Genomic DNA, 20,309 nt, shown 5'->3' on the forward strand with positions numbered 1-20,309 from the left:
GGATCAGTTAGTCTGGGGCGGAGGAGGGCTACCGTGACAGATTTCGAAAGCCAATCGGCCCGCAGCGCCGCCATTCACCGGGACGGCGAGCAGCGGCACGACGCCACGCAGACGTTCGGACACGATTCCGACCTATCTTTCGTTCCCTTCGGTGCCGAGCTCACCGAGGTCGAACAGGCTGCAATCGCGGCGCTTCCTTCGGGATCTGCGCTGCTGCTGGTGCGCTCCGGCGCCATGGCTGGAGCCCGGTATCTGCTCGACACCGCCGTCACGACGATCGGCCGTCATCCCGAAGCAGACATCTTCTTCGACGATGTCACGGTCTCGCGCCGACACGCTGAGATCACTCGGTCAGACAAGAAGTCTTTCGAGATCATCGACCAGCGCTCGCTCAACGGCACCTATGTCAATGGTGAGCGTGTGGACCGCGGCGGCCTGGCCAACGGCTACGAGCTCCGCGTCGGCAAATTCCGCCTGAACTTCTTCGTCTCGCCTGCAGATATCAACGCGGCGACTGAGTAATGGCGCCACTCCACGCCCGCGATCGCTCTGCGTCTGCGGGGCTTCTGAGTATCGGACAGGTGCTCGCCCGGCTCACGCCTGAGTTCCCAGATCTCACCTCGAGCAAGCTGCGATTCCTCGAGGTGCAGGGTATTGTCAGCCCCTCACGGACCGAGTCGGGCTATCGCAAGTTCTCGCAGTCCGACATCGATCGACTGCGTCTCGGGCTCACTCTGCAGCGTGACCACTACCTTCCGCTGAGCGTCATCCGCGAGCAGTTGGACCAGGCGCAGGCCGGAAACGATGGCGGCCTGAGCCTCGCACCGCCTCCCTCGATCGCACCTGCTCCCAGGCGCTACCGTCGCGAAGAGCTACTCTCAGCCGCAGGCGCCGGTCCCCAGATCCTCAACGACGCGATCAGCACCGGCATCATCAATGCCGCAGAGACCTACCCGGAATCGATCGTCACGCTTCTGCGTGGGCTGGTTGCACTGGATCGGCACGGCATCGAACCGCGACATCTGCGTACGCTTCGCCAGAGTGCCGAGCGTGAGGTCTCGCTCATCGAGTCGGCGATGTCGGCGCTGCTGCGCAGAACTGATGCCACTTCGAGAGGGAAAGCGCGCGAGATGGCGCCCGAACTCGCAGCCAAGATCGACGACGTGCGCGCCGCTTTCGTCAAAGAAGCACTCGCGCGAGTTCTTTCGTAACGAACAGGTTGCGACACACCTTCGTGTCGGCGTGGATGTCATTGCCCGGCATGGGGCACTGCTCTAGCGTGGAGGTAGGCCAAAGAGAGGAATTCAAATGAGTGCGGATGAGCGTGCAGGCGACCCGCGGTTCGTTACCGAACTCCTCTTCACGGACGGTCTTCCCGCCATGGATGACGAGGTCGGCTACCGCGGTGCGGTCGCTGCTCGTGCTGCGGGGATCACGTACCGTCAGCTCGACTATTGGGCGCGCACTGAACTGGTCGTTCCGACCGTTCGCGGGGCGAGCGGTTCTGGTTCGCAGCGCATGTACGGCTTCCGCGACATCCTCGTCCTCAAGCTGGTCAAGCGACTCCTCGACACCGGGATCTCCCTGCAGCAGATTCGTGTCGCCGTCGATCAGCTGCGTGCCGCTGGCATTCGTGACCTCGCCGGAACCACGCTCATGAGCGATGGTGCATCGGTCTACCTCTGCACTTCGAATGACGAGGTCATCGACCTGGTCAGCCGCGGGCAGGGCGTCTTCGGCATTGCCGTCGGCAAGGTGTTGCGTGAAGTCGAATCGACGCTCGTCGAGTTCGACCCGACTGCGCCCGACCCGGTGGACGAGCTCGGCGCGCGTCGCGCCAAGCGCACCGCGTAGAGCCGAGCGCCACGCGCCGCTGGCATCGTGCACCGCTGAGCGCCTTATGCAGCGCAGCTGGCGCTGACGTCAGGCCTGCGAGCCGGTCTCAGGGACAGGTACGCGCCCGGTGCGGACGATACGGTCCAGCAAGAGATCGAAGTCGGCGGCAAGTTCCTGAGCGGAATCTCCCGGCCAGATGTGCAACGGCTTCGCGGCGCCCTGCGCCTGCTGCAGCGACGTGCGCTCCGGCAGCTGCGGCGAGAGCACGAGCGGACCGAACATGTCTCGGAGTTCCTTGATGCGGAACTGGTGCTCGATGGACTGTGGACGCACGCGGTTCACGACGATCCCGAGTGGCTGAAGCCGTGGGGACAGCCCGCGGCGGATCTCTTCGATCGCGCGCAGCGCACGGTCGGCCGCGGCGACGGAGAACAGTCCCGGCTCAGTGACCACCATCACGCGATCGCTGGCAGCCCACGCGGTGCGGGTCAGCGCATTCAGCGAGGGAGCGCAGTCGATGAGCACGAGGTCGTAGTCGCTCTCGACAGAGGCAAGGGCCTCTTCGAGCTTCCACACATCGCGAACGCTCGGGTGAGGGCCATCGAAGTTGATGGCGGATGGGCTGCCGATGAGCACATCGATGGTGCCGGGGTGGACCTTTGCCCAGCCGCTGGAGGTGATCGCCTGACGGACAACCTTCTCTTTGGGGTTCGCGAGAACATCGGCGATGTTGAGACGTCCAGCGATCTGGATGTCCATTCCGGTGGACACATCGGATTGTGGATCGAGGTCGACGACGAGGGTACGAACACCCCGGGCGAAGGCCGCTGAGGCCAAGCCGAGGGTTACGGTCGTCTTGCCGACGCCGCCTTTGAGGGAGCTGACGCTGAGTACGTGCACGAACACCACGTTACCTTCCCCTAGGCTTGGAAAACACTCAGCCCCCGCCCCGTGTGCGTCAAGAGCGTCGCATAACGAGCTAACAGAGGTGTGCATGTTTCAGAAGATCCTTGTGGCCAATCGTGGTGAAATCGCGATCAGAGCATTCCGAGCAGCAGTCGAGGTGGGTGCGCGCACGGTCGCGGTGTTCCCCTATGAGGACCGCGGTTCGCAGCATCGCCTGAAAGCCGACGAGGCCTATGTGATCGGTGAGCGCGGGCATCCTGTGCGCGCATACCTGGATGTGGACGAGATCATCCGCGTCGCTCTGGAATCGGGCGCCGATGCCATCTACCCCGGGTACGGATTCCTCTCGGAGAACCCAGAACTGGCCGAGAAGGCTGCCGCGAACGGCATCGTCTTCGTCGGCCCGCCCTCGAACGTGCTCGAGATGGCAGGAAACAAGGTCGAGGCGAAGCGCCACGCGATCGAAGCAGGCGTGCCGGTGCTTCGATCGACCGCAGCATCCGCTGACGTCGACGAACTGGTCGCGCAGGCCGACGATATCGGATTCCCGATCTTCGCCAAGGCCGTCGCCGGCGGCGGCGGCCGAGGAATGCGACGGGTGGAGACGAAGGCCGAACTGGCCCCCGCACTGGCTGAAGCCATGCACGAGGCGGAGAGCGCGTTCGGCGATCCGCGCATGTTCCTCGAGCAGGCCGTCGTGCGCCCCCGCCACATCGAAGTGCAGATCCTCGCCGACAAGACCGGCGAGACGGTTCACCTGTTCGAGCGAGACTGCTCTGTGCAGCGTCGTCACCAGAAGGTCGTCGAGATCGCACCGGCGCCGAACCTGGACGACAACATCCGCACGGCTCTTCATGACTACGCCATCGCCTTCGCGCGTTCGATCGGCTATGAGAACGCCGGAACCGTCGAGTTCCTCCTGGAGACGGCTGGTGAGCGCACCGGTGAAGTCGTCTTCATCGAGATGAACCCGCGCATCCAGGTCGAGCACACCGTGACAGAAGAAGTCACAGATGTCGATCTCGTGCAGGCGCAGCTGCGGATCGCCGCGGGCGAGACGCTCGCCGACCTCGGTTTGCAGCAGCGCGACATCCGCCTGCGCGGTGCGGCACTGCAGTGCCGCATCACCACCGAGGACCCCACACAGGGGTTCCGGCCCGACACCGGAAAGATCACCACGTACCGTTCGCCCGGCGGCGCAGGCATCCGTCTCGACGGCGGTACCGTGCACCAGGGCGCGCAGATCAGCCCGCACTTCGACTCGATGCTCTCGAAGCTCACCTGCCGCGGACGCGACTTCACGACGGCGGTCGCCCGTGCTCGTCGGGCGCTGGCTGAATTCCGCATCCGCGGTGTATCCACCAACATCCCCTTCCTGCAGGCGCTGCTTGACGATGAATCCTTCGTCGCCGGTGACATCAGCACGTCGTTCATCGATGAGCGACCCGACCTCCTGCAGGGGCGCGTGTCCAAGGACCGCGGCACGAAGCTGCTGAACTGGCTCGTCGACGTCACCGTGAACAAGCCCAATGGCGCTCACCCCGGTACGGCCGAGGCCGTGACGAAGCTGCCCGACATCGATCTGAGCGTCGAGCCTGCTCCGGGCTCCCGGCAGCGGCTGCTCGAGCTCGGGCCCGAGGGGTTCGCGAAGAGCCTCCGCGCTCAGACGGCGCTGGCGATCACGGACACGACCTTCCGCGACGCGCATCAGTCACTGCTGGCGACTCGTGTCCGCACCCGCGACCTCGTCGCGGCGGCCCCGTACCTCGCCAGGCTCACCCCAGGGCTGCTCTCAGTCGAAGCGTGGGGCGGGGCAACGTACGACGTGGCGCTGCGCTTCCTCGGCGAGGACCCCTGGGAGCGGCTCGACAAGCTCCGTGCGGCGCTGCCGAACATCAACATCCAGATGCTGCTGCGCGGGCGCAACACGGTCGGCTACACGCCGTACCCGACCGCAGTGACCGAGGCCTTCGTGGCTGAGGCTGCGGCGAGCGGCATCGATATCTTCCGCATTTTCGACGCTCTCAACGATGTCGAGCAGATGCGTCCTGCCATCGACGCAGTGCGTGCCACTGGCACATCTGTCGCAGAGGTCGCCCTCTGCTATACCGGGGACCTGCTGAACCCGGCCGAGGACCTTTACACGCTGGACTACTACCTGCGCCTGGCAGAGCAGATCGTCGATGCCGGTGCGCACATCCTCGCGATCAAGGACATGGCGGGCCTCCTGCGCCCGGCTGCTGCTGCGAAGCTTGTGACGGCACTGCGCGAGCAGTTCGACCTGCCAGTGCACCTGCACACTCACGACACTCCTGGCGGCCAGCTGGCGACTCTGCTCGCGGCCAGTGCCGCGGGCGCAGACGCAGTGGATGCGGCATCCGCCCCGCTGTCCGGCACGACGAGCCAGCCCTCGCTGTCGTCGCTCGTCGCCGCCCTCGCGCACACTGATCGCGACAGCGGCATCGATCTGGACAGTGTCTCGGATCTCGAGCCCTACTGGGAAGCGGTCCGCAACAAGTACTCGCCGTTCGAGTCCGGCCTCCCCGGCCCCACAGGGCGCGTGTACCACCACGAGATCCCCGGCGGTCAGCTCTCCAACCTGCGCCAGCAGGCGAAGGCGCTGGGGCTCGCCGATGACTTCGAGCTCATCGAAGACATGTACGCCGCAGCGGATCGGATCCTCGGCCGTGTGCCGAAGGTGACGCCGTCGTCGAAGGTCGTGGGGGACCTCGCGCTGCATCTTGCCGCGGTCAAGGCGGATCCCGCCGACTTCGAAGCGAATCCGGAGAAGTACGACGTTCCCGATTCTGTGGTGGGTTTCATGGCTGGCGAACTGGGGGAGCTCCCCGGCGGATGGCCAGAGCCCTTCCGCAGCAAGGTGCTTGCCGGGCGCGAGGTGCGGTCCGGGTTCACCGAGATCTCGTCTGACGACGAGAAGGCACTCGCGGGAACAAGCGAGGAGAGACGGGCACGCCTGAACGCTCTGCTGTTCCCCGCACCGACCCGTGAGTTCGCGCAGCAGCGGGAGCTGTTCGGTGATCTGTCTGTGCTCGACACCGGCGACTACCTCTACGGCTTGGTCCAGGGTCAGGAGCACCTCGTCGAGATCGATCGTGGAGTGCAGCTCTACGTCGGACTCGAGGCGATCGGCGAGGCAGACGATCGCGGTATGCGGACGGTCATGACCACGCTGAACGGACAGCTGCGTCCGGTTTTCGTCCGTGACCGTTCGATCGCTGTGGATGCGCATGAAGTCGAGAAGGCAGACACCTCCAAGCCGGGACAGGTGGCTGCGCCGTTCTCCGGAGTCGTCACGCTGAAGGTCGAGGTCGGCGCAGAGGTGAAGGCCGGTGAACCGGTCGCATCCATCGAGGCGATGAAGATGGAAGCGGCCATCACCGCTCCCGTCAGCGGCGTCATCGAACGTCTCGCGATCGGTCCCACACAGCAGGTGGATGCGGGTGACCTTTTGGTCGTGATCACTCCAGCCAAGTAACCTTGTGCGGGCGACACGATCGCACGAGCTTGGAGTGACACTGTGACATCGAAGAATAATTCCGACGCGCACGAGGAGGATTCCCTCGGCGTGCTCGACGAGGCTGCCTCGTTGGACACCACGGCGCTCGGCGTCCTCGGACAGACGGCACAGGTCAGCGTCTCTCTGCCGAACAGCGCAGAAGACGATGATCTTGTCGACGATTCCGTCGTCGACGGAGAGATCGCATCGGACGAAGAGATCGTGATCGGCGTCATCGAAGTTCCACTCGTTGAAACAGACGCCCCGCAGGTGAAAACGTCGGTGGAGCAGGATGCTGCGCCTGCGGCATCCGAAGTCGATGACTCAGATGACAGGGTCGGCGACGACACCGTCGTCGCCGATTTGGTGGTCGCACCCGTCGTTCGTGAGAAGCCTGCTGAGGCCCTCACCGCGAAGCGGTTCGGTGAGCAGCAGGGGCAGTCTTCTCGTGAGACGGCAGATCTGCTCACGTCCGATCGCCTCCTCAACCCGAGCCAGCTGACCAAGCCGGAACCCGAGGGTGCATGGAGCCACCTGCTCTACACGATCTCGGGTCGGCGCATCAACCTCGGCGACGGCAAGCGCGCCCGTGAACGCAAGGCGCTCACGGCGCGGATCTCGAGCCCGTTCGCCGGGGGGGCGCGCTTCGTCCCTGTGCTGTCACGTAAGGGCGGTGTCGGCAAGACCACGATCACGGCTCTGCTCGGGATGGCGCTGGCGGATGCTCGTGACGACCGTGTGATCGCCGTCGACGCGAACCCCGATCGCGGCACGCTGGCCGATCGCATTCTGCGCACGAACGACAAATCTGTGCGCGACCTCGTCCGCATCCAGGCCGAGGTGAAGGGCTTCCACGACATCTCGGCGATCGTCGCTCGCGATACCACCAGACTCGATGTGCTCGCATCGGATTCGGATCCGCGTGTGGCCGAGGCGTTCAGCGATGACGACTACCGTGACGTCGCCCGCGTCGCTGCGCACTACTACTCGATGGTCCTCACCGACACCGGAACAGGCATCGTCCACTCGGTGATGGGGGCAACCCTCGACCTCGCCGACCAGATCGTCATCGTGTCGGGCCTGAGCGTGGATGAAGCCCGGTTGGCTTCGGAGACGCTCACCTGGCTGGAGAGCAACGGATACGAGGCGCAGGCGCGGAACGCGATCATCGTGCTGAACCAGTCGACGCCGGGGAGTCCTCTCGTGCGGTTGAACGAGCTCGAGGCGCACTTCCGCACCCGCGCGAAGAACGTCGTGCGCATGCCGTACGACACTCACATCGCTGGCGGAGGCGCAATCGTCTTCACGAGCCTGCAGCCAGAGACCCGTCAGGCTGCGCGTGAGCTCGCGGCACTCCTCGTCGAGGGCCTGCGGGCGAAGGCCGCCTGATGGCTGTTCGTGAGATCAGGGTCTTCGGCGACCCCGTGCTGCGCACAGTGTGCGCTCCAGTGGATGAGATCGATGACGGCGTGCGGTCACTCGTTGCGGACCTCATCGATAGCGTCGAGGTCCCAGGGCGTGCCGGTGTGGCGGCGCCGCAGATCGGCATCGCAGTCCGGGCGTTCAGCTACAACATCGACGGCGACATCGGCTACGTGCTCAACCCGGTACTGGCAGAGGTGCGCGGCGAACCAGTGCCGATGGGTGAGGGATGTCTTTCGGTGCCGGGTCTGTGGCACAGCGCACTGCGCCACCCGTGGGCTCGTGTCGAAGGAATCGACCTCGACGGCAATGCTGTCGTACTCGAGGGTGAGGGCTTGCTCGCACAAGCCCTCCAGCACGAGACCGATCACTTGGACGGGATGCTGTATCTCTCGCGCCTCACGCCGGCAGACCGTAAGATCGCCATGCGTGAGGTGCGAGAGAGCGACTGGTTCTAGCCTCCGATAGAGACGTTGGTCGTGCTGACCGGCTCATCGTAGATCGCTGAGACCTCGTTCTCGAAGTCCTTCAGGATCACGTGGCGCTTGATGGACATCTTCGGCGTCAGGTGTCCGCTCGCCTCGGTCCACTCCGTCTCCAGAATGCGGAACTTGCGGATGGACTCGGCACGCGAGACGCTCTTGTTCGCGATGTCGACGGCGCGCTGGACCTCGGCGATGACCGCGGGGTTCTTCGATGCCTCAGCGACCGACATATCGGCTGCGAGGCCGTTGTTGCCGAGCCAAGTAGGCAGCATCTCGGAGTCGAGCGTGATGAGTGCCGAGATGAACGGCTTCTGGTCGCCGACGACGACGACCTGACTGATGATCGGATTCGCGCGGATCGGATCCTCGAGTGCGGCGGGGGCGACGTTCTTGCCTCCTGCTGTGACGATGATCTCCTTCTTGCGGCCGGTGACCGTCAGGAAGCCTTCGGAATCGAAACTGCCGATGTCGCCTGTGCGGAACCAGCCGTCGTGGAACGACTCAGCGGTTGCCTCTGGATTGTTCCAGTACTCCTTGAAGACGTTGATGCCCTTGACCTCGATCTCGCCGTCTTCAGCGAGTCGCACGCCAACGCCGGGGATAGCCGGTCCGACGGTGCCGATCTTGGACTTGTCGGCGAGGTTCACCGTTGCCGGTGCGGTCGTCTCGGTGAGGCCGTATCCCTCAAGGATCACCACGCCGAGGCTGTGGAAGAAGTGGCCCAGTCGCGGGCCGAGGGGGGCAGAGCCGGAAACCGCGTACGCGATGTTGCCGCCCATGGCCTCGCGCAGCTTGCTGTAGACCAGCTTGTCGAACAGCGCGAACTTGATCTTCAGGCCGAACGGAATTTTCTTGCCGTCTTCGAGGAGTTTGGAGTGCTCGATCGCAGCCGCGGCGGCAGCGCGGAAGATCTTGCCCTTTCCACCGCCTTCCGCCTTCTGCTCGGCGGAGTTGTACACCTTCTCGAACACGCGCGGCACAGCCAGAAGGAACGTGGGCTTGAAGGAACCGAGTGCGGGCAGCAGCTGCTTGGTGTCGGGCTGGTGCCCGGTGCGCACTCCTGCGTGAACGTTCAGCAGCGAGATGAATCGTGCGAACACGTGCGCGGTGGTGATGAAGAGCACGGTCGAGGCGCCGGGCATCTGCACGACCTTGTCGAGCGATTTCGCCGAGTTGCGAGTCAACTCGACGAAGTTGCTGTGCGTGAGCACGCATCCCTTCGGTCGACCGGTGGAGCCGGAAGTGTAGATGAGCGTGGCGATGTCGGAGCCGACGGCGAGATTCCGGCGGCGCTCGATCTCAGCACCCTCGATCTCGGCTCCTGCGGAAGTGAGCGTGTCGATGGCGCCGAGGTGCAGCTGCCATACCTCACGCACCAGTGGCAGGTCGCCGCGCACCTCGTCAGCCTTTGCGAAGTGGTCTGCAGACTCGACGATGAGCGCGATGGCGCCGGAGTCTTCCATGATCCACTGGATCTGCGCGGGGGAGCTGGTGTCGTAGATCGGGACCATCACCGCGCCGGCGTAGAAGAGCGCGAAGTCGATCAGCGTCCACTCATAGGTGGTGCGGGCGAGGAATCCGACCTTCTCGCCCGGCTGGATGCCGGCAGCGACGAAGCCCTTTGCGAGGGCGATGACGGCCGTCTGGAAGTCAGCGGCGGAGATATCGCGCCATCCCTCTCCATTCGGCACGGAGAACAATGCACGGTTCGGTGTGGCCTCGACGCGCTTGACCAACAGGTCAGTGATGTTCGCTTCGGGATCAGCAGGGACGATCGCAGGGACTTCGAATTGGACCACGGCAACTCCTTCGGTACCGGTCGGGCACGGCTTTCCCTGAGTCTAGGGCACATCGACGCGCAAGCTCGGTGAATTTTGACATTCAGTAGCGTATCAAGTGAGACTCGGTCGCATCACTTTTTGAGCGCTGCTCTCGACGCGACCGATCAAGGCGACGGTGCGGGGATAGACTTCCTCACGATGTTCTACTGGCTGATGAAATACGTGGTGGTCGGCCCCATCGTCAAGGCTGTGTTCCGGCCCTGGATCGTGGGGCGCGACAATGTGCCGCGCACCGGCGCGGCGATTCTCGCCAGCAACCACCTCTCGGTCTCGGACTCGGTGTTCCTTCCACTGCTGATCGATCGGCCGATGTCGTTCCTCGCGAAGAGCGACTACTTCACCGGACGCGGTCTCAAGGGCTGGGCCACGAAGAACTTCATGAAGGCGACCGGGCAGATCCCCATCGATCGCTCGGGAGGAAAAGCCTCGGAGGCCTCGCTGAACACCGGTCTGCAGGTGCTCGGTCGCGGCGATGTGCTCGGCATTTACCCCGAGGGCACTCGCAGCCCCGATGGCAAGCTCTACCGCGGCCGTACGGGGCTCGCGCGCATGGCCCTCGAGGCGAAAGTCCCGGTGATCCCAGTCATCATGGTCGACACCGATACCGCGATGCCGATCGGCCGGACGGTCCCTCGCCTCGTGCGGGTGGGCATCGTGATCGGCGAACCGCTCGACTTCTCCCGCTACGCAGGTATGGAGAATGACCGATACATCCTGCGATCGGTGACCGACGAGATCATGGTTGCTCTGCAGCGACTGGGTCAGCAGCAGTACGACGACGTGTACGCATCCTCTGTGAAGGAGCGGGCACCTCGTCAGTCATGACGGCGCGAGTGACGCTGTTGCGCCAGTAAGCTGGGAAAATGTCTCAGCAGCACGATGCCGGACTCGACACCTGGCGCGACCTTCCTATCAAACAGCAGCCGACCTGGTCCGACCTCGACCACGTCGCCGATGTCTCGAAGCAGATCGCAGCGCTTCCTCCTCTCGTCTTCGCGGGCGAGGTAGACAACCTGCGTGACCGTCTCGCGCGAGCGGCCTCTGGGGGAGCTTTTCTCCTGCAGGGCGGCGATTGCGCTGAGACCTTCGCGGGTGCGACCGCTGAGCAGATCCGCAATCGCATCAAGACCGTGCTGCAGATGGCCGTGGTGCTCACCTACGGCGCGTCGATGCCGATCGTCAAGATGGGCCGGATGGCTGGGCAGTTCGCCAAGCCCCGCTCCAGTGACACCGAGACGCGCGGTGAGGTCACTCTGCCCGCGTACCGCGGCGACATCGTCAACGGCTACGACTTCACCGAGGGCTCTCGGAAGGCAGACCCTGGTCGACTGCTGCAGGGGTATCACACGGCAGCTTCGACGCTGAACCTGATCCGTGCGTTCACGCAGGGTGGCTTCGCCGACCTCCGCGAAGTGCACTCCTGGAACAAGGGGTTCGCGTCGAACCCCGCCAACCAGCGTTACGAGCGCATGGCCGCTGAGATCGACCGCGCCATCAAGTTCATGGAAGCTGCGGGAGCCGACTTCGACGAACTCAAGCGCGTCGAGTTCTTCACCGGCCATGAGGGCCTGCTGATGGACTACGAGAGCCCGATGACGCGTATCGACTCGCGCACCGACACTCCATACAACACCTCGGCGCACTTCCTCTGGATCGGTGAGCGCACGCGTGACCTCGACGGTGCGCACGTGGACTACTTCTCCAAGATCCGCAACCCGATCGGTGTGAAGCTCGGCCCCACGACGACACCGGAGACGGCACTGGAGCTCATCGACAAGCTCGACCCGAACCGCGAGCCGGGCCGCCTCACCTTCATCACCCGCATGGGTGCGGGCAAGATCCGTGACGCACTTCCGCCGCTGCTGGAGGCCGTGCGCGACTCGGGTGCGCAGCCGCTGTGGGTCACCGACCCCATGCACGGCAACGGCATCACGACGCCGACCGGGTACAAGACTCGTCGCTTTGACGACGTCGTCGACGAGGTGCGCGGGTTCTTCGAAGCGCACCGCGCGGTGGGCACGTTCCCCGGCGGCATCCACGTCGAGCTCACCGGTGACGATGTCACCGAGTGCCTCGGCGGCTCGGAGCAGATCGACGAGCAGGGCCTCGCCACGCGCTACGAGAGCCTGTGCGACCCGCGTCTGAACCACATGCAGAGCCTCGAGCTCGCGTTCCTCGTCGCCGAGGAGCTCGAGAAGCGCTGAGTCTTTCGCGCACCTCCATCGGCGGCGGGATGTGGATAACTTCAGTGGGCGGGTCTTCGGGAGCGCAGGATTTGAGGATGCAGCCCCGCACACGCTTGCCAGGTTTCCCTACGCGGACAGACTTTTCACGTGCAGACGCGCGCTGCGCGTGGCGTCACCGAGAAGCGGATGCGCGGACGTGATCTGGAGCGTCCATTCCACGGAGTGCGATCGGATGCTCCGCTGGAGACGCTCCGCGACCGCTGCGCCGCTTTGAGTCAAGCCCTGAGCCCGCACCACTTCTTCAGTCACCAGACAGCCGCGCGTCTGTGGGGGATGCCTCTGCCTACGGTATCGCAGCACCTGCACGTGACGTGTGTCGGGTCTCGAGGTGCGCCGTCCGGGAGTGACCGGCTGGGAGCGTCCCGATGAAACCCTGGCGGCCTTCACTCTGCAGGGGGTTCGCGTGCTCTCGCCTGCGGATGTCTGGTGTCAGCTCTCCACACAGCTCTGCCCTGAGTGGCTGGTTGCGGTGGGGCTGAAGGATCTCACCCAGAACACAGTTGATGGAAGATGCCGGATATCGCGTCATCCAAGTCGGCGCCAATGACCTCCTCAACGGCGCGCGGGCGCTGATCGCGCGCATCCAACGCCTTCTGTGACCTCGAGAACGCGAGAACCGCCCCTCCGGATGCTTCGGAAGGGCGGTTCGTGCGTTCTCGACGTGCGAACCGCTAGAGACTGCTGCGGATCAGCAACGTCACTTCGGTGCCGGCCCGGCGCATCTTCCCGGCGGCCGGGTCGGTTCCAGTGACTTCGGTCAGGCCGTTGGGGAACGGCGTCCACAGTGGGTTCCATGTCGGTTCGAACCCCGCGTCACGCAGCGCCTGCGCCGCCTGATCGCGGTTCATTCCCGTGACGTCGGGCACGGCGAACAGCTGCGGTCCGAGTGAGACCACCAGGGTCATCGTGTCGCCGGGGCGCCAGTTGCCACCGCCCTCACGATCGGCAGTGTTGATCACTCGACCCTCTTCGATGCTGTCGCTGTATTCCTCAGTCGTCGTCGTCTGGATATCCTTCTCGGCCAATGCCGCAGATGCTTCTGACGTCGTCATTCCGACCACGTCGGGCAGGCCTCCGAGCGAAACGACCAACTGGGCCGTGTCGGCTTCGTGCACGTCGCATCCTTCGCCGCACTCGACAGCGTCGCCGCCATCACGCGGAGTGACACTCGCGTTGATCACGATGCCGTCGTCTGCGCGCGAGTACAGCAGCAGGTCGTCGTCCGACACCGTCAGTCCGAGCTCGGCGAGATAGACACGGGCTGCGTCTGTGGTCATGCCGTTGAGGGCATTGACGCTTCGAGGAGCGGGCCCTGTCGAGATGAAGACGCTGACTTCGCTGCCGCCGTCCAGTCGCTCACCCTCGGCCGGATCCGTGCGGATCGACAAGCCCGGCTCGATATCGACGGAGCTCTCTTCTGCGGCGGTGGGGACGAAGCCCTCTTCGGTGAGAACAGCGGCGGCATCCTCGTAACTCATTCCCGCCACCGAAGGAACGGCGATGAGCGAACCAGGTCCAGAGCCGAACCACCAGCCGACTCCACCGGCGAGAACGGCAAGCAGGAGGACGAGGGTGAGGAGGAAGGCGCCGCGTGCGCGGCGATTTGCTGTTCTGCGGCGCAGCACAGTGGCATTGTCGATCGGCTGTGCGACAGCCACAGGCCCTGTGGAATCGTCGATGATCATCGTCGCGGGCATGACTTTGGTCAGATCAGCCGAGTCGTGGTGCGAGCGTGTCGGCATTGCCGCCGTGGCGGTCGGCGTGGGGGAGACCCCGAGCTGCCGTTCGATATCGCGCAGCCGATCGAGCATCTCCTGCGCATCGTCAGGCCGCTCGTCCGGTGACTTCTCCGTCGACCACAGCACGAGCTCGTCGAGCTGCTCAGGGACACCGGGATTGCGAACACTCGGGCGGGGGACCGACTCCGTCGCGTGCTGGAACGCGATCTGCATCGGCTGCTCGCCCTTGTAGGGCTGTTCGCCCACGAGCATCTCGTACAGCATGATGCCGAGCGCGTAGATGTCGCTCCGGGCGTCCGCAGTTCCGCGGGTAACGAGTTCGGGAGCGAGGTAGGCGATCGTGCCGAGCAGCTGCGCACCGGTTGCGGTGTTCGCCGTCGTCGCGCGAGCGAGCCCGAAGTCGCCGATCTTGATGCGGCCGTCCTCGGCGAGCAGCACGTTCTCGGGCTTCACATCACGGTGGACGATGCCGGCTTTGTGCGCTGCGGCAAGGCCGGAGAGAATCGCGTCCATGATCGTGACGGTCTGTGTGATCGTCAGTCGCTTCTGCTCACGCATCAACTCGCGCAGGGTGATGCCGGGCAGGTACTCCATGACCAGGTACGCCAGCTCGCCGTCCTGACCCTGGTCGAAGACGTTGACGACGTGCGGGTCGGCGAGTCGGGCTGCCGCGCGCGCCTCTTGGATGAAGCGGCTCTGGAACACCGAGTCGTCGCTCAGGTGCCCGTGCATGACCTTGAGGGCGATCCTGCGCTCGAGTCTCAGGTCGGTGGCGACGTAGACCGTGGCCATCCCGCCGCGGGCGATGCGAGCGCGAACGCGGTACCGGCCGTCGACAAGCCGCCCGATGAGGGGGTCGGCCTGCTGATTGGTCGTCACGTACAGATTCTATGAAGAAGTGGCTGAAAGCCCGGGGAGCGCCTCACCTTTCGGCGGGGTGGCATCCGGAATTACCCGTACTGCGCCAGCCATTCGTATGCCGCGGTCTCCCACTCGGCGTACCGCTGCGGATACGCAGAGATCTGGACGGACTGCGCTGCGTTGGCAAAGGACATACCCTCCCAGCCCGGAATATCGAGCAGTCCGCGGGTGATCGTGCCGTCCGGGTTGGATGCTCCGGTGAAGAATGCGCGAATGCTGTAGTCGCGGTTCATGATCTGATCGGCCGTGCCCCACCCGGTGCTCGGACGCTGCTGGAACAGCCCCAGCGAATCGCGGTCGCCCCAGTCGAGATTGCGCAGCCACGACTCGACCATCGAGGTGCCCAGTGCGATCGCGATGCCGTGGTCGGAGACGCCGAGCTCGCGCCCGATCCGGATGATGAGCGCGACGTTCTCCGCCTGCGGCGGGTTGAGCGCGACCGAAGCGGTCGGGGCTGCTGCTGGCGCCTCGGAGACCTGTTCCGGTGCTGCGACAGCGACAGCGACAGCGACAGCGACCGAGAGGCTCTGCCCCGGGTAGATGATGGCGCCCTGGCCGAGGCCGTTCGCGGTGAGGATCGCCTCAACCGTCGTCCCATAGCGCTGAGCGATTGCAAAGACGGTGTCGCCGGCGACGACGGTGTGTGTCGATGCGGCAGCGGCGGGCGCGGCTACTTGCGCCGAGGCGGGTGCGGCGGGTGCGGCGAGAGCGAGTGTCTGTCCGGGGTAGATGACCGATCGCCAGCCGAGCCCGTTCCACGTGAGCACGTCTACGGGCATCAGCGAGAAGCGCTCGGCGATGGCAGAGACCGTATCGCCGGACTGCACCGTATACGTGGCCGGAGCAGGGGCGGCCTGAGCCACGCGGGCGGTGTCCGGGGCGAGCGATGCGGCACCGGAATGAGCCGGAACCGATGTGGGCTCAGTCGGGGATGCCGCGTGAGCAGGAACTGCTGCCAGAGTGCTCGCCAGCACGCCGAGAGCGGCAGCCGGCGCGCCGATGTGAACGTACTTGTCTCGCATTGCAGTCGCGGTGAGCTTCAAGGTTCCCCCCCTGTTCTGAACCCTTGAAACGCTGACATGACATGAGAAACATGTCAACCAAAGTGAACAAAGTGACCGAAGTTGCTCAACCTCAGTTGTGTGATGCCGCGTGGGAAGTGAGATAGTCGGAACGTGTCTGATGAAACAGCTGGCAAGCTCGCCGCCGAATGGTTGACCACCCCCGATCTCGTCGAGGTTCTCGGCGAACCGCTCGGCCGTGTCCGTCGACTCATCGCGGAGCAGTACCTGATCGGCTCGACGCGGAACGGTCCATTCGCCGTTCCATCGATCTTCATCGTCGACGGCCGTCCGCTGGCATCGCTGCGCGGCACGATCATGGCCCTCGCGGATGCCGGACTCAGCGATGACGAGGCCATCGACTGGCTGTTCACCGAAGAAGCCGAACTCGGTCGCACGCCGATCGCTGCACTCCTCGACGGACACAAGAGCTCCGTTCGTCGCATCGCACGCACACTCGCGTAAGCCGCCTGCTTTTCAGGCGGTGCGGACAGTCGCGGCACGTGCGAGATCGCGCAGATCTCCGACGGCCGCATTGTCGAGCCGAGCACCGGTGAGTGCTCGGTCGGCCTCAGAGGCAAAGGCGCGGATCATCTCCTCGACCTGATCCAGGGCTCCCGAGGCGGAGATCGTCGCCTGCAGCGCCGCCACCTGGGCATGCTCGAGATCGGGATCGCCGAGGAGGTCATCGACCACTCGACGAGCAGATGCATCGAGATTCTCGCGCGTGAGCGCGATGAGCACGGTGCGCTTCCCCTCGCGGAGGTCATCACCGGTCGGCTTGCCGGTGACTGATTGGTCACCGAAGACCCCGAGGACGTCATCGCGCAGCTGGAACGCCATCCCGAGCGGGTGGCCGAAGGCGCGCAGGGCGGCCAGTTGATCGGCATCCGCTCCAGCGAGTGCGGCACCGAGAGCGAGTGGCTGTTCGACGCTGTAGCGCGCCGACTTCAGTGAGGCGACACGCAGCGCGCGCTCCGCGTGCTCGGCGTCGGGGCTGACCCGCCACGCGGATTCCTCGGCGATGTCGAGGAATTGTCCGGTCGTCACGTCGCGCCGCATGCGCGCGTATACGCGCCGCACGGATGCCGCATGCGGATGCTCCGCCAGAGCCTGCTCGAAGAGATCATCGCTCCACGAGATGAGCAGGTCGCCCAGGAGGATCGCGGCCGAACGTCCGAACGCATCCGCGTTGCCAGCCCAGCGCTGCTCGCCGTGCTGCTGTTCGAGTGCGCGATGTGCGGCCGGGCGGCCGCGACGCGTGTCGGAGTTGTCGATCAGGTCGTCGTGCACGAGGGCCGCAGACTGGAAGATCTCAAGGGCCGCGCAGAGGTCCCACACGGGATCCGTCGCCTTGGCCCGGCTGTCGGCGAAACGCGCCACCGCAGTCCATCCGGAGTGGCAGAATCGCGCCCTCAGTCGCTTGCCGCCGTGCAGCGTCTGAACCGCCGCATCGAGGAGGAGCGCGGCATCCGGACCGTAAGTTGCGGCCTCGGAACGCATTGCAGAGATGAAGCGCTCCAGGCGGTCGGCGACGGCCTGCTGGACTTGGCTGGAGAGGGGCACGATAATCAGCTTAGGTTCTCAGCCGAAACCTAGCCTCCGTGGTCTGGTTGCGCGTAGACTGGGACATATTGAACCCGAGGGGGGCGTCATGCCACTGTCTGAACAGGAGCAGCGTCTGCTCGATGAGATGGAACGCCATCTCCTGCACAACGACGCTGACATTGTGAGTGCGCCGTCCGGAGATCGCACACTCAGCTATCGCAATCTCGTCTACGGCGCAGTTCTGCTGCTCGTCGGCATCGGCGCGCTCGTCGCCGGAGTTGCCCTTGGCAGCCAGCTCGGCGCAGTCGTCAGCATCATCATCGGAGTCGTCGGCTTCGCGGCAATGCTCGTCGGCGTCATCCTCGCGGTGACCCCCGTCCGCCGCGTTGGCGGATCAGTGCGTACTCAGGCGAGCGCTTCGCCGAAGACTCCACAGAACTCTTCCTCGTTCATGGATCGCATGAACGATCGTTGGGATCGTCGCCAAGACGGTCACTGACACCGCTCCACTTCTGACCCGGATGCCTCGTGCATCCGGGTCTTTTTGCGTTTCTGGGTGATTCTCTCCTCCACTTCGCTGAGCCCTGCAATCACGGGGGAGTGGGGGCTGTTCCTCGCGCCATATGGCATTCTTTTCCTGCGTGATCATATGAATGTGGAGGAAAGTGGAGTAAAGTGGGGTCAACCTCGAATTGGCCGGTTGCAGAGGGGGTGATGGCCGATGTTGCTGGGAACGCATTCACCGAAGCTCGACGACAAAGGTCGAGTCATCCTGCCGGCGAAGTTCCGTGAGGATCTCGGCGGAGGCATCGTGGTCACCCGTGGCCAGGAGCGCTGTCTCTACGTGTTCAGCACTGCCGAGTTCGAGGCGATGCACGAGCGGATCCGGCAAGCACCGCTCAGCAACAAGCAGGCCCGTGACTTCCTGCGGATGTTCCTCTCCGGAGCAAGCGCAGAAATGCCCGACAGCCAGAACCGCATCACCATCCCCGGTCATCTCCGTCAGTACGCGGGGCTCGAGAAGGAGCTCATCGTCACCGGTGTCGGCGCGCACGCCGAGATCTGGGATGCCGCGGCCTGGAACGACTATCTCGCTGCTGGCGAGGACAACTACTCAGAATTGGAGCAGGAGGTGATTCCCGGACTCTTCTAACCTCGGCTGTGATGCCCCGCCGCTCCCGCCCCGACACACTTCCCCGGTGCCGGGTCGAGAAGCGGAGGGGGATCAGGGCCCAGGTCACCGGACAAGATCATGAACCTTCGCGATATCCACACTCCCGTCCTCCTCGATCGCTGCATCGAGCTGATGGCCCCGGCCATCCAGCACGATGGCGCGATCGTGGTCGACGCGACCCTCGGCATGGGCGGCCATTCCGAGGCGCTCCTCGAGCGGTTCGACAACATCCGACTCATCGGTCTCGACCGCGACACCGATGCGCTGCGCATCGCAGGAGAGCGACTGGCGCGATTCGCCGACCGGCTCACGCTCGTGCACACGGTGTACGACGAGATTGGTCTGCACGCACAGGGTGCATCCGCCATCCTGATGGACCTCGGCGTCTCCTCACTGCAGCTCGATGAGGCAGAGCGCGGGTTCGCCTACTCGAAGGACGCTCCGCTGGATATGCGGATGGACCAGACCAAGGGCGTGACCGCGGCTGAAGTCCTCGCCACATACAGCGAGGGAAACCTGCGGCGCATCTTTGAGCGATACGGCGAAGAGAAGCTGGCTGCCCGCTATGCGCGTTTCATCGTGCAGTCACGCGACGCGCAGCCCCTCGTCCGTTCGCAGGATCTCGTCGACCTGCTGCAGGCAGCGACTCCAGCGGCCGTGCAGCGGGCAGGGCATCCGGCCAAGCGCGTTTTCCAGGCCCTGCGCATCGAAGTCAACTCCGAGCTCAGTGTTCTCGCCGACGCGATCCCCGCCGCGATGGACGCGCTGACCATCGGGGGCCGGATCGTCGTGATGAGCTATCAGTCGCTCGAGGATCGCCTCATCAAGCAGGCGTTCGCCGCGGCATCCGCATCGACTGCCCCTGCGGGCCTCCCCGTCGAGCTCCCCGAGCACGCACCCCGCTTCCGCACGCTGACAAAGGGCGCCGAGTTCGCCAGCGACGAGGAGAAGGCGCGCAATCCGCGTGCGATTCCGGTGCGCCTGCGCGCAGCCGAGCGAGTAAGGGCAGCGGTATGAGCCGGGCCACCGCCGCAGCCGTGCTGCCGACGACCGCACCGGCCGCACCGTCGAAGCCGGCGAGCACCGGTCGTCGGCTGCGCACGGTCGTCGCTCCCGTTCCTCGCCGTCGGCCGAAGCTCGTCTACGCACTGGTGGCTCTCGGTGGGGCAGCGCTCATCGGCGCCGGTCAGATCGGGCTGTCGCTCGCCATCACCAACGACTCCTTCGTGCTCGCCGACCTCACATCCCAGCAGCGCGAGTTGAATCTGCAGGCCAGTGCCCTCCAGGACGACCTCGCCGGCATCGAATCGCCCCAGCTGCTGGCGACGAAAGCATCCGAGCTCGGCATGGTCGTGGCCGGATCCGCTTCCTACCTGCGGTTGAGCGACTCTGCCGTGATCGGTGCCAATACCGGTGCCGACTGGCGATCCACGGTCGATCCGAAGGGCAGCGGTGCGGTACACAACGCCCTGCTCGATCACGCCGCGCTCGAGGCTGCGGCCGCAGAGAACGCGGCAGCGGAGCAGACAGTGGGCGACGTGCCCGATCCGAACCTCCCCCCACCGATCACCGATGGCCTCCCCAGCCCGACCACCCGCTGACACGGACACGGA

The 20,309-nt window shown here is 65.0% G+C and carries 18 protein-coding genes; 13 read left to right on the top strand and 5 right to left on the bottom strand.

The genetic code is table 11. The features are described from left to right. The first annotated feature begins 33 nt into the window (after positions 1-33). The 3 genes from ACTU6V_RS10825 to ACTU6V_RS10835 all read left to right on the top strand — a co-directional run bounded on the left by ACTU6V_RS10825 (position 34) and on the right by ACTU6V_RS10835 (position 1,854). The gene (locus ACTU6V_RS10825) at positions 34-522 is read left to right on the top strand and encodes an FHA domain-containing protein (RefSeq protein WP_443469465.1); all 489 of its coding nucleotides are present in this window, start codon (positions 34-36) and stop codon (positions 520-522) included. Continuing rightward, complete coding sequence (gene ftsR, locus ACTU6V_RS10830; RefSeq protein WP_443469464.1) at positions 522-1,211, top strand: transcriptional regulator FtsR; 690 nt, start codon at positions 522-524, stop codon at positions 1,209-1,211. The genes ACTU6V_RS10825 and ftsR overlap by 1 nt, the downstream gene beginning before the upstream one ends. A 97-nt stretch (positions 1,212-1,308) precedes the next feature. Beyond that, the gene (locus tag ACTU6V_RS10835) at positions 1,309-1,854 is read left to right on the top strand and encodes a MerR family transcriptional regulator (protein ID WP_443469463.1); all 546 of its coding nucleotides are present in this window, start codon (positions 1,309-1,311) and stop codon (positions 1,852-1,854) included. Between the two features lie 69 nt (positions 1,855-1,923). On the opposite strand, the gene ACTU6V_RS10840 is transcribed toward ACTU6V_RS10835, so the two are convergent. Further along, on the bottom strand, positions 1,924-2,736 hold the full coding sequence (locus ACTU6V_RS10840; RefSeq protein WP_443469504.1) for a ParA family protein: 813 nt from the start codon (positions 2,734-2,736) through the stop codon (positions 1,924-1,926). 94 nt (positions 2,737-2,830) lie between these two features. Between ACTU6V_RS10840 and ACTU6V_RS10845 the strand changes: the two genes are divergently transcribed. Genes ACTU6V_RS10845 through ACTU6V_RS10855 form a run of 3 tightly spaced genes read left to right on the top strand, consistent with a single transcriptional unit; the run spans position 2,831 to position 8,139 of the window. Then, positions 2,831-6,238 (top strand): pyruvate carboxylase, encoded by a 3,408-nt coding sequence (locus ACTU6V_RS10845; RefSeq protein WP_443469462.1) that lies wholly within the window; start codon positions 2,831-2,833, stop codon positions 6,236-6,238. A 42-nt stretch (positions 6,239-6,280) separates the two neighbouring features. Further along, complete coding sequence (locus tag ACTU6V_RS10850) at positions 6,281-7,648, top strand: MinD/ParA family ATP-binding protein (protein ID WP_443475603.1); 1,368 nt, start codon at positions 6,281-6,283, stop codon at positions 7,646-7,648. Beyond that, positions 7,648-8,139, top strand: a complete 492-nt coding sequence (locus ACTU6V_RS10855; RefSeq protein WP_443469460.1) for a peptide deformylase — start codon at positions 7,648-7,650, stop codon at positions 8,137-8,139. Before ACTU6V_RS10850 ends, ACTU6V_RS10855 begins: the two co-directional genes overlap by 1 nt. Here the strand turns inward: ACTU6V_RS10855 and ACTU6V_RS10860 are convergent. Beyond that, the gene (locus ACTU6V_RS10860; protein ID WP_443475604.1) at positions 8,136-9,965 is read right to left on the bottom strand and encodes an AMP-dependent synthetase/ligase; all 1,830 of its coding nucleotides are present in this window, start codon (positions 9,963-9,965) and stop codon (positions 8,136-8,138) included. The two genes, ACTU6V_RS10855 and ACTU6V_RS10860, sit on opposite strands and share 4 nt — an antisense overlap. A gap of 180 nt (positions 9,966-10,145) precedes the next feature. Between ACTU6V_RS10860 and ACTU6V_RS10865 the strand changes: the two genes are divergently transcribed. Both ACTU6V_RS10865 and ACTU6V_RS10870 read left to right on the top strand, forming a co-directional pair. After that, entirely contained in the window at positions 10,146-10,832 is a 687-nt protein-coding gene (locus ACTU6V_RS10865; RefSeq protein WP_443475728.1) for a lysophospholipid acyltransferase family protein, read from the top strand. Positions 10,833-10,870: 38 nt separating this feature from the next. Beyond that, positions 10,871-12,211: a class II 3-deoxy-7-phosphoheptulonate synthase gene (locus tag ACTU6V_RS10870; RefSeq protein WP_443469457.1), complete on the top strand. Its 1,341-nt coding sequence runs from the start codon at positions 10,871-10,873 to the stop codon at positions 12,209-12,211. A gap of 713 nt (positions 12,212-12,924) precedes the next feature. On the opposite strand, the gene pknB is transcribed toward ACTU6V_RS10870, so the two are convergent. Both pknB and ACTU6V_RS10880 read right to left on the bottom strand, forming a co-directional pair. Next, positions 12,925-14,871 carry a Stk1 family PASTA domain-containing Ser/Thr kinase gene (pknB, locus tag ACTU6V_RS10875; RefSeq protein ID WP_443469456.1) on the bottom strand — a complete coding sequence of 649 codons (1,947 nt, stop codon included), beginning with the start codon at positions 14,869-14,871 and terminating at the stop codon, positions 12,925-12,927. A 71-nt stretch (positions 14,872-14,942) separates the two neighbouring features. Beyond that, entirely contained in the window at positions 14,943-15,935 is a 993-nt protein-coding gene (locus ACTU6V_RS10880) for a LysM peptidoglycan-binding domain-containing protein (RefSeq protein ID WP_443475729.1), read from the bottom strand. 153 nt (positions 15,936-16,088) lie between these two features. Between ACTU6V_RS10880 and ACTU6V_RS10885 the strand changes: the two genes are divergently transcribed. After that, on the top strand, positions 16,089-16,439 hold the full coding sequence (locus ACTU6V_RS10885; protein WP_443469455.1) for an Rv2175c family DNA-binding protein: 351 nt from the start codon (positions 16,089-16,091) through the stop codon (positions 16,437-16,439). A gap of 12 nt (positions 16,440-16,451) precedes the next feature. Here ACTU6V_RS10885 and ACTU6V_RS10890 read toward each other — a convergent pair whose 3' ends face one another. Next, a complete protein-coding gene (locus tag ACTU6V_RS10890; RefSeq protein WP_443475605.1) occupies positions 16,452-17,540 on the bottom strand; it encodes a polyprenyl synthetase family protein in 1,089 nt (362 codons plus the stop codon). A gap of 88 nt (positions 17,541-17,628) precedes the next feature. Here ACTU6V_RS10890 and ACTU6V_RS10895 point away from each other — a divergent pair, with 88 nt between their 5' ends. The 4 genes from ACTU6V_RS10895 to ftsL all read left to right on the top strand — a co-directional run bounded on the left by ACTU6V_RS10895 (position 17,629) and on the right by ftsL (position 20,297). Continuing rightward, the gene (locus ACTU6V_RS10895) at positions 17,629-18,021 is read left to right on the top strand and encodes an SCO2097 family morphological protein (RefSeq protein ID WP_443469453.1); all 393 of its coding nucleotides are present in this window, start codon (positions 17,629-17,631) and stop codon (positions 18,019-18,021) included. Positions 18,022-18,243: 222 nt separating this feature from the next. After that, positions 18,244-18,675 (top strand): division/cell wall cluster transcriptional repressor MraZ, encoded by a 432-nt coding sequence (gene mraZ, locus ACTU6V_RS10900; protein ID WP_230103047.1) that lies wholly within the window; start codon positions 18,244-18,246, stop codon positions 18,673-18,675. A 99-nt stretch (positions 18,676-18,774) separates the two neighbouring features. Beyond that, positions 18,775-19,713 (top strand): 16S rRNA (cytosine(1402)-N(4))-methyltransferase RsmH, encoded by a 939-nt coding sequence (gene rsmH / locus ACTU6V_RS10905; RefSeq protein WP_443469452.1) that lies wholly within the window; start codon positions 18,775-18,777, stop codon positions 19,711-19,713. Next, a complete protein-coding gene (gene ftsL / locus ACTU6V_RS10910; RefSeq protein ID WP_443475606.1) occupies positions 19,710-20,297 on the top strand; it encodes a cell division protein FtsL in 588 nt (195 codons plus the stop codon). Before rsmH ends, ftsL begins: the two co-directional genes overlap by 4 nt. Positions 20,298-20,309 lie beyond the last annotated feature (12 nt).

The sequence above is a fragment of the Microbacterium zouquanmingi genome (assembly GCF_052266675.1).
GTDB lineage: Bacteria > Actinomycetota > Actinomycetes > Actinomycetales > Microbacteriaceae > Microbacterium.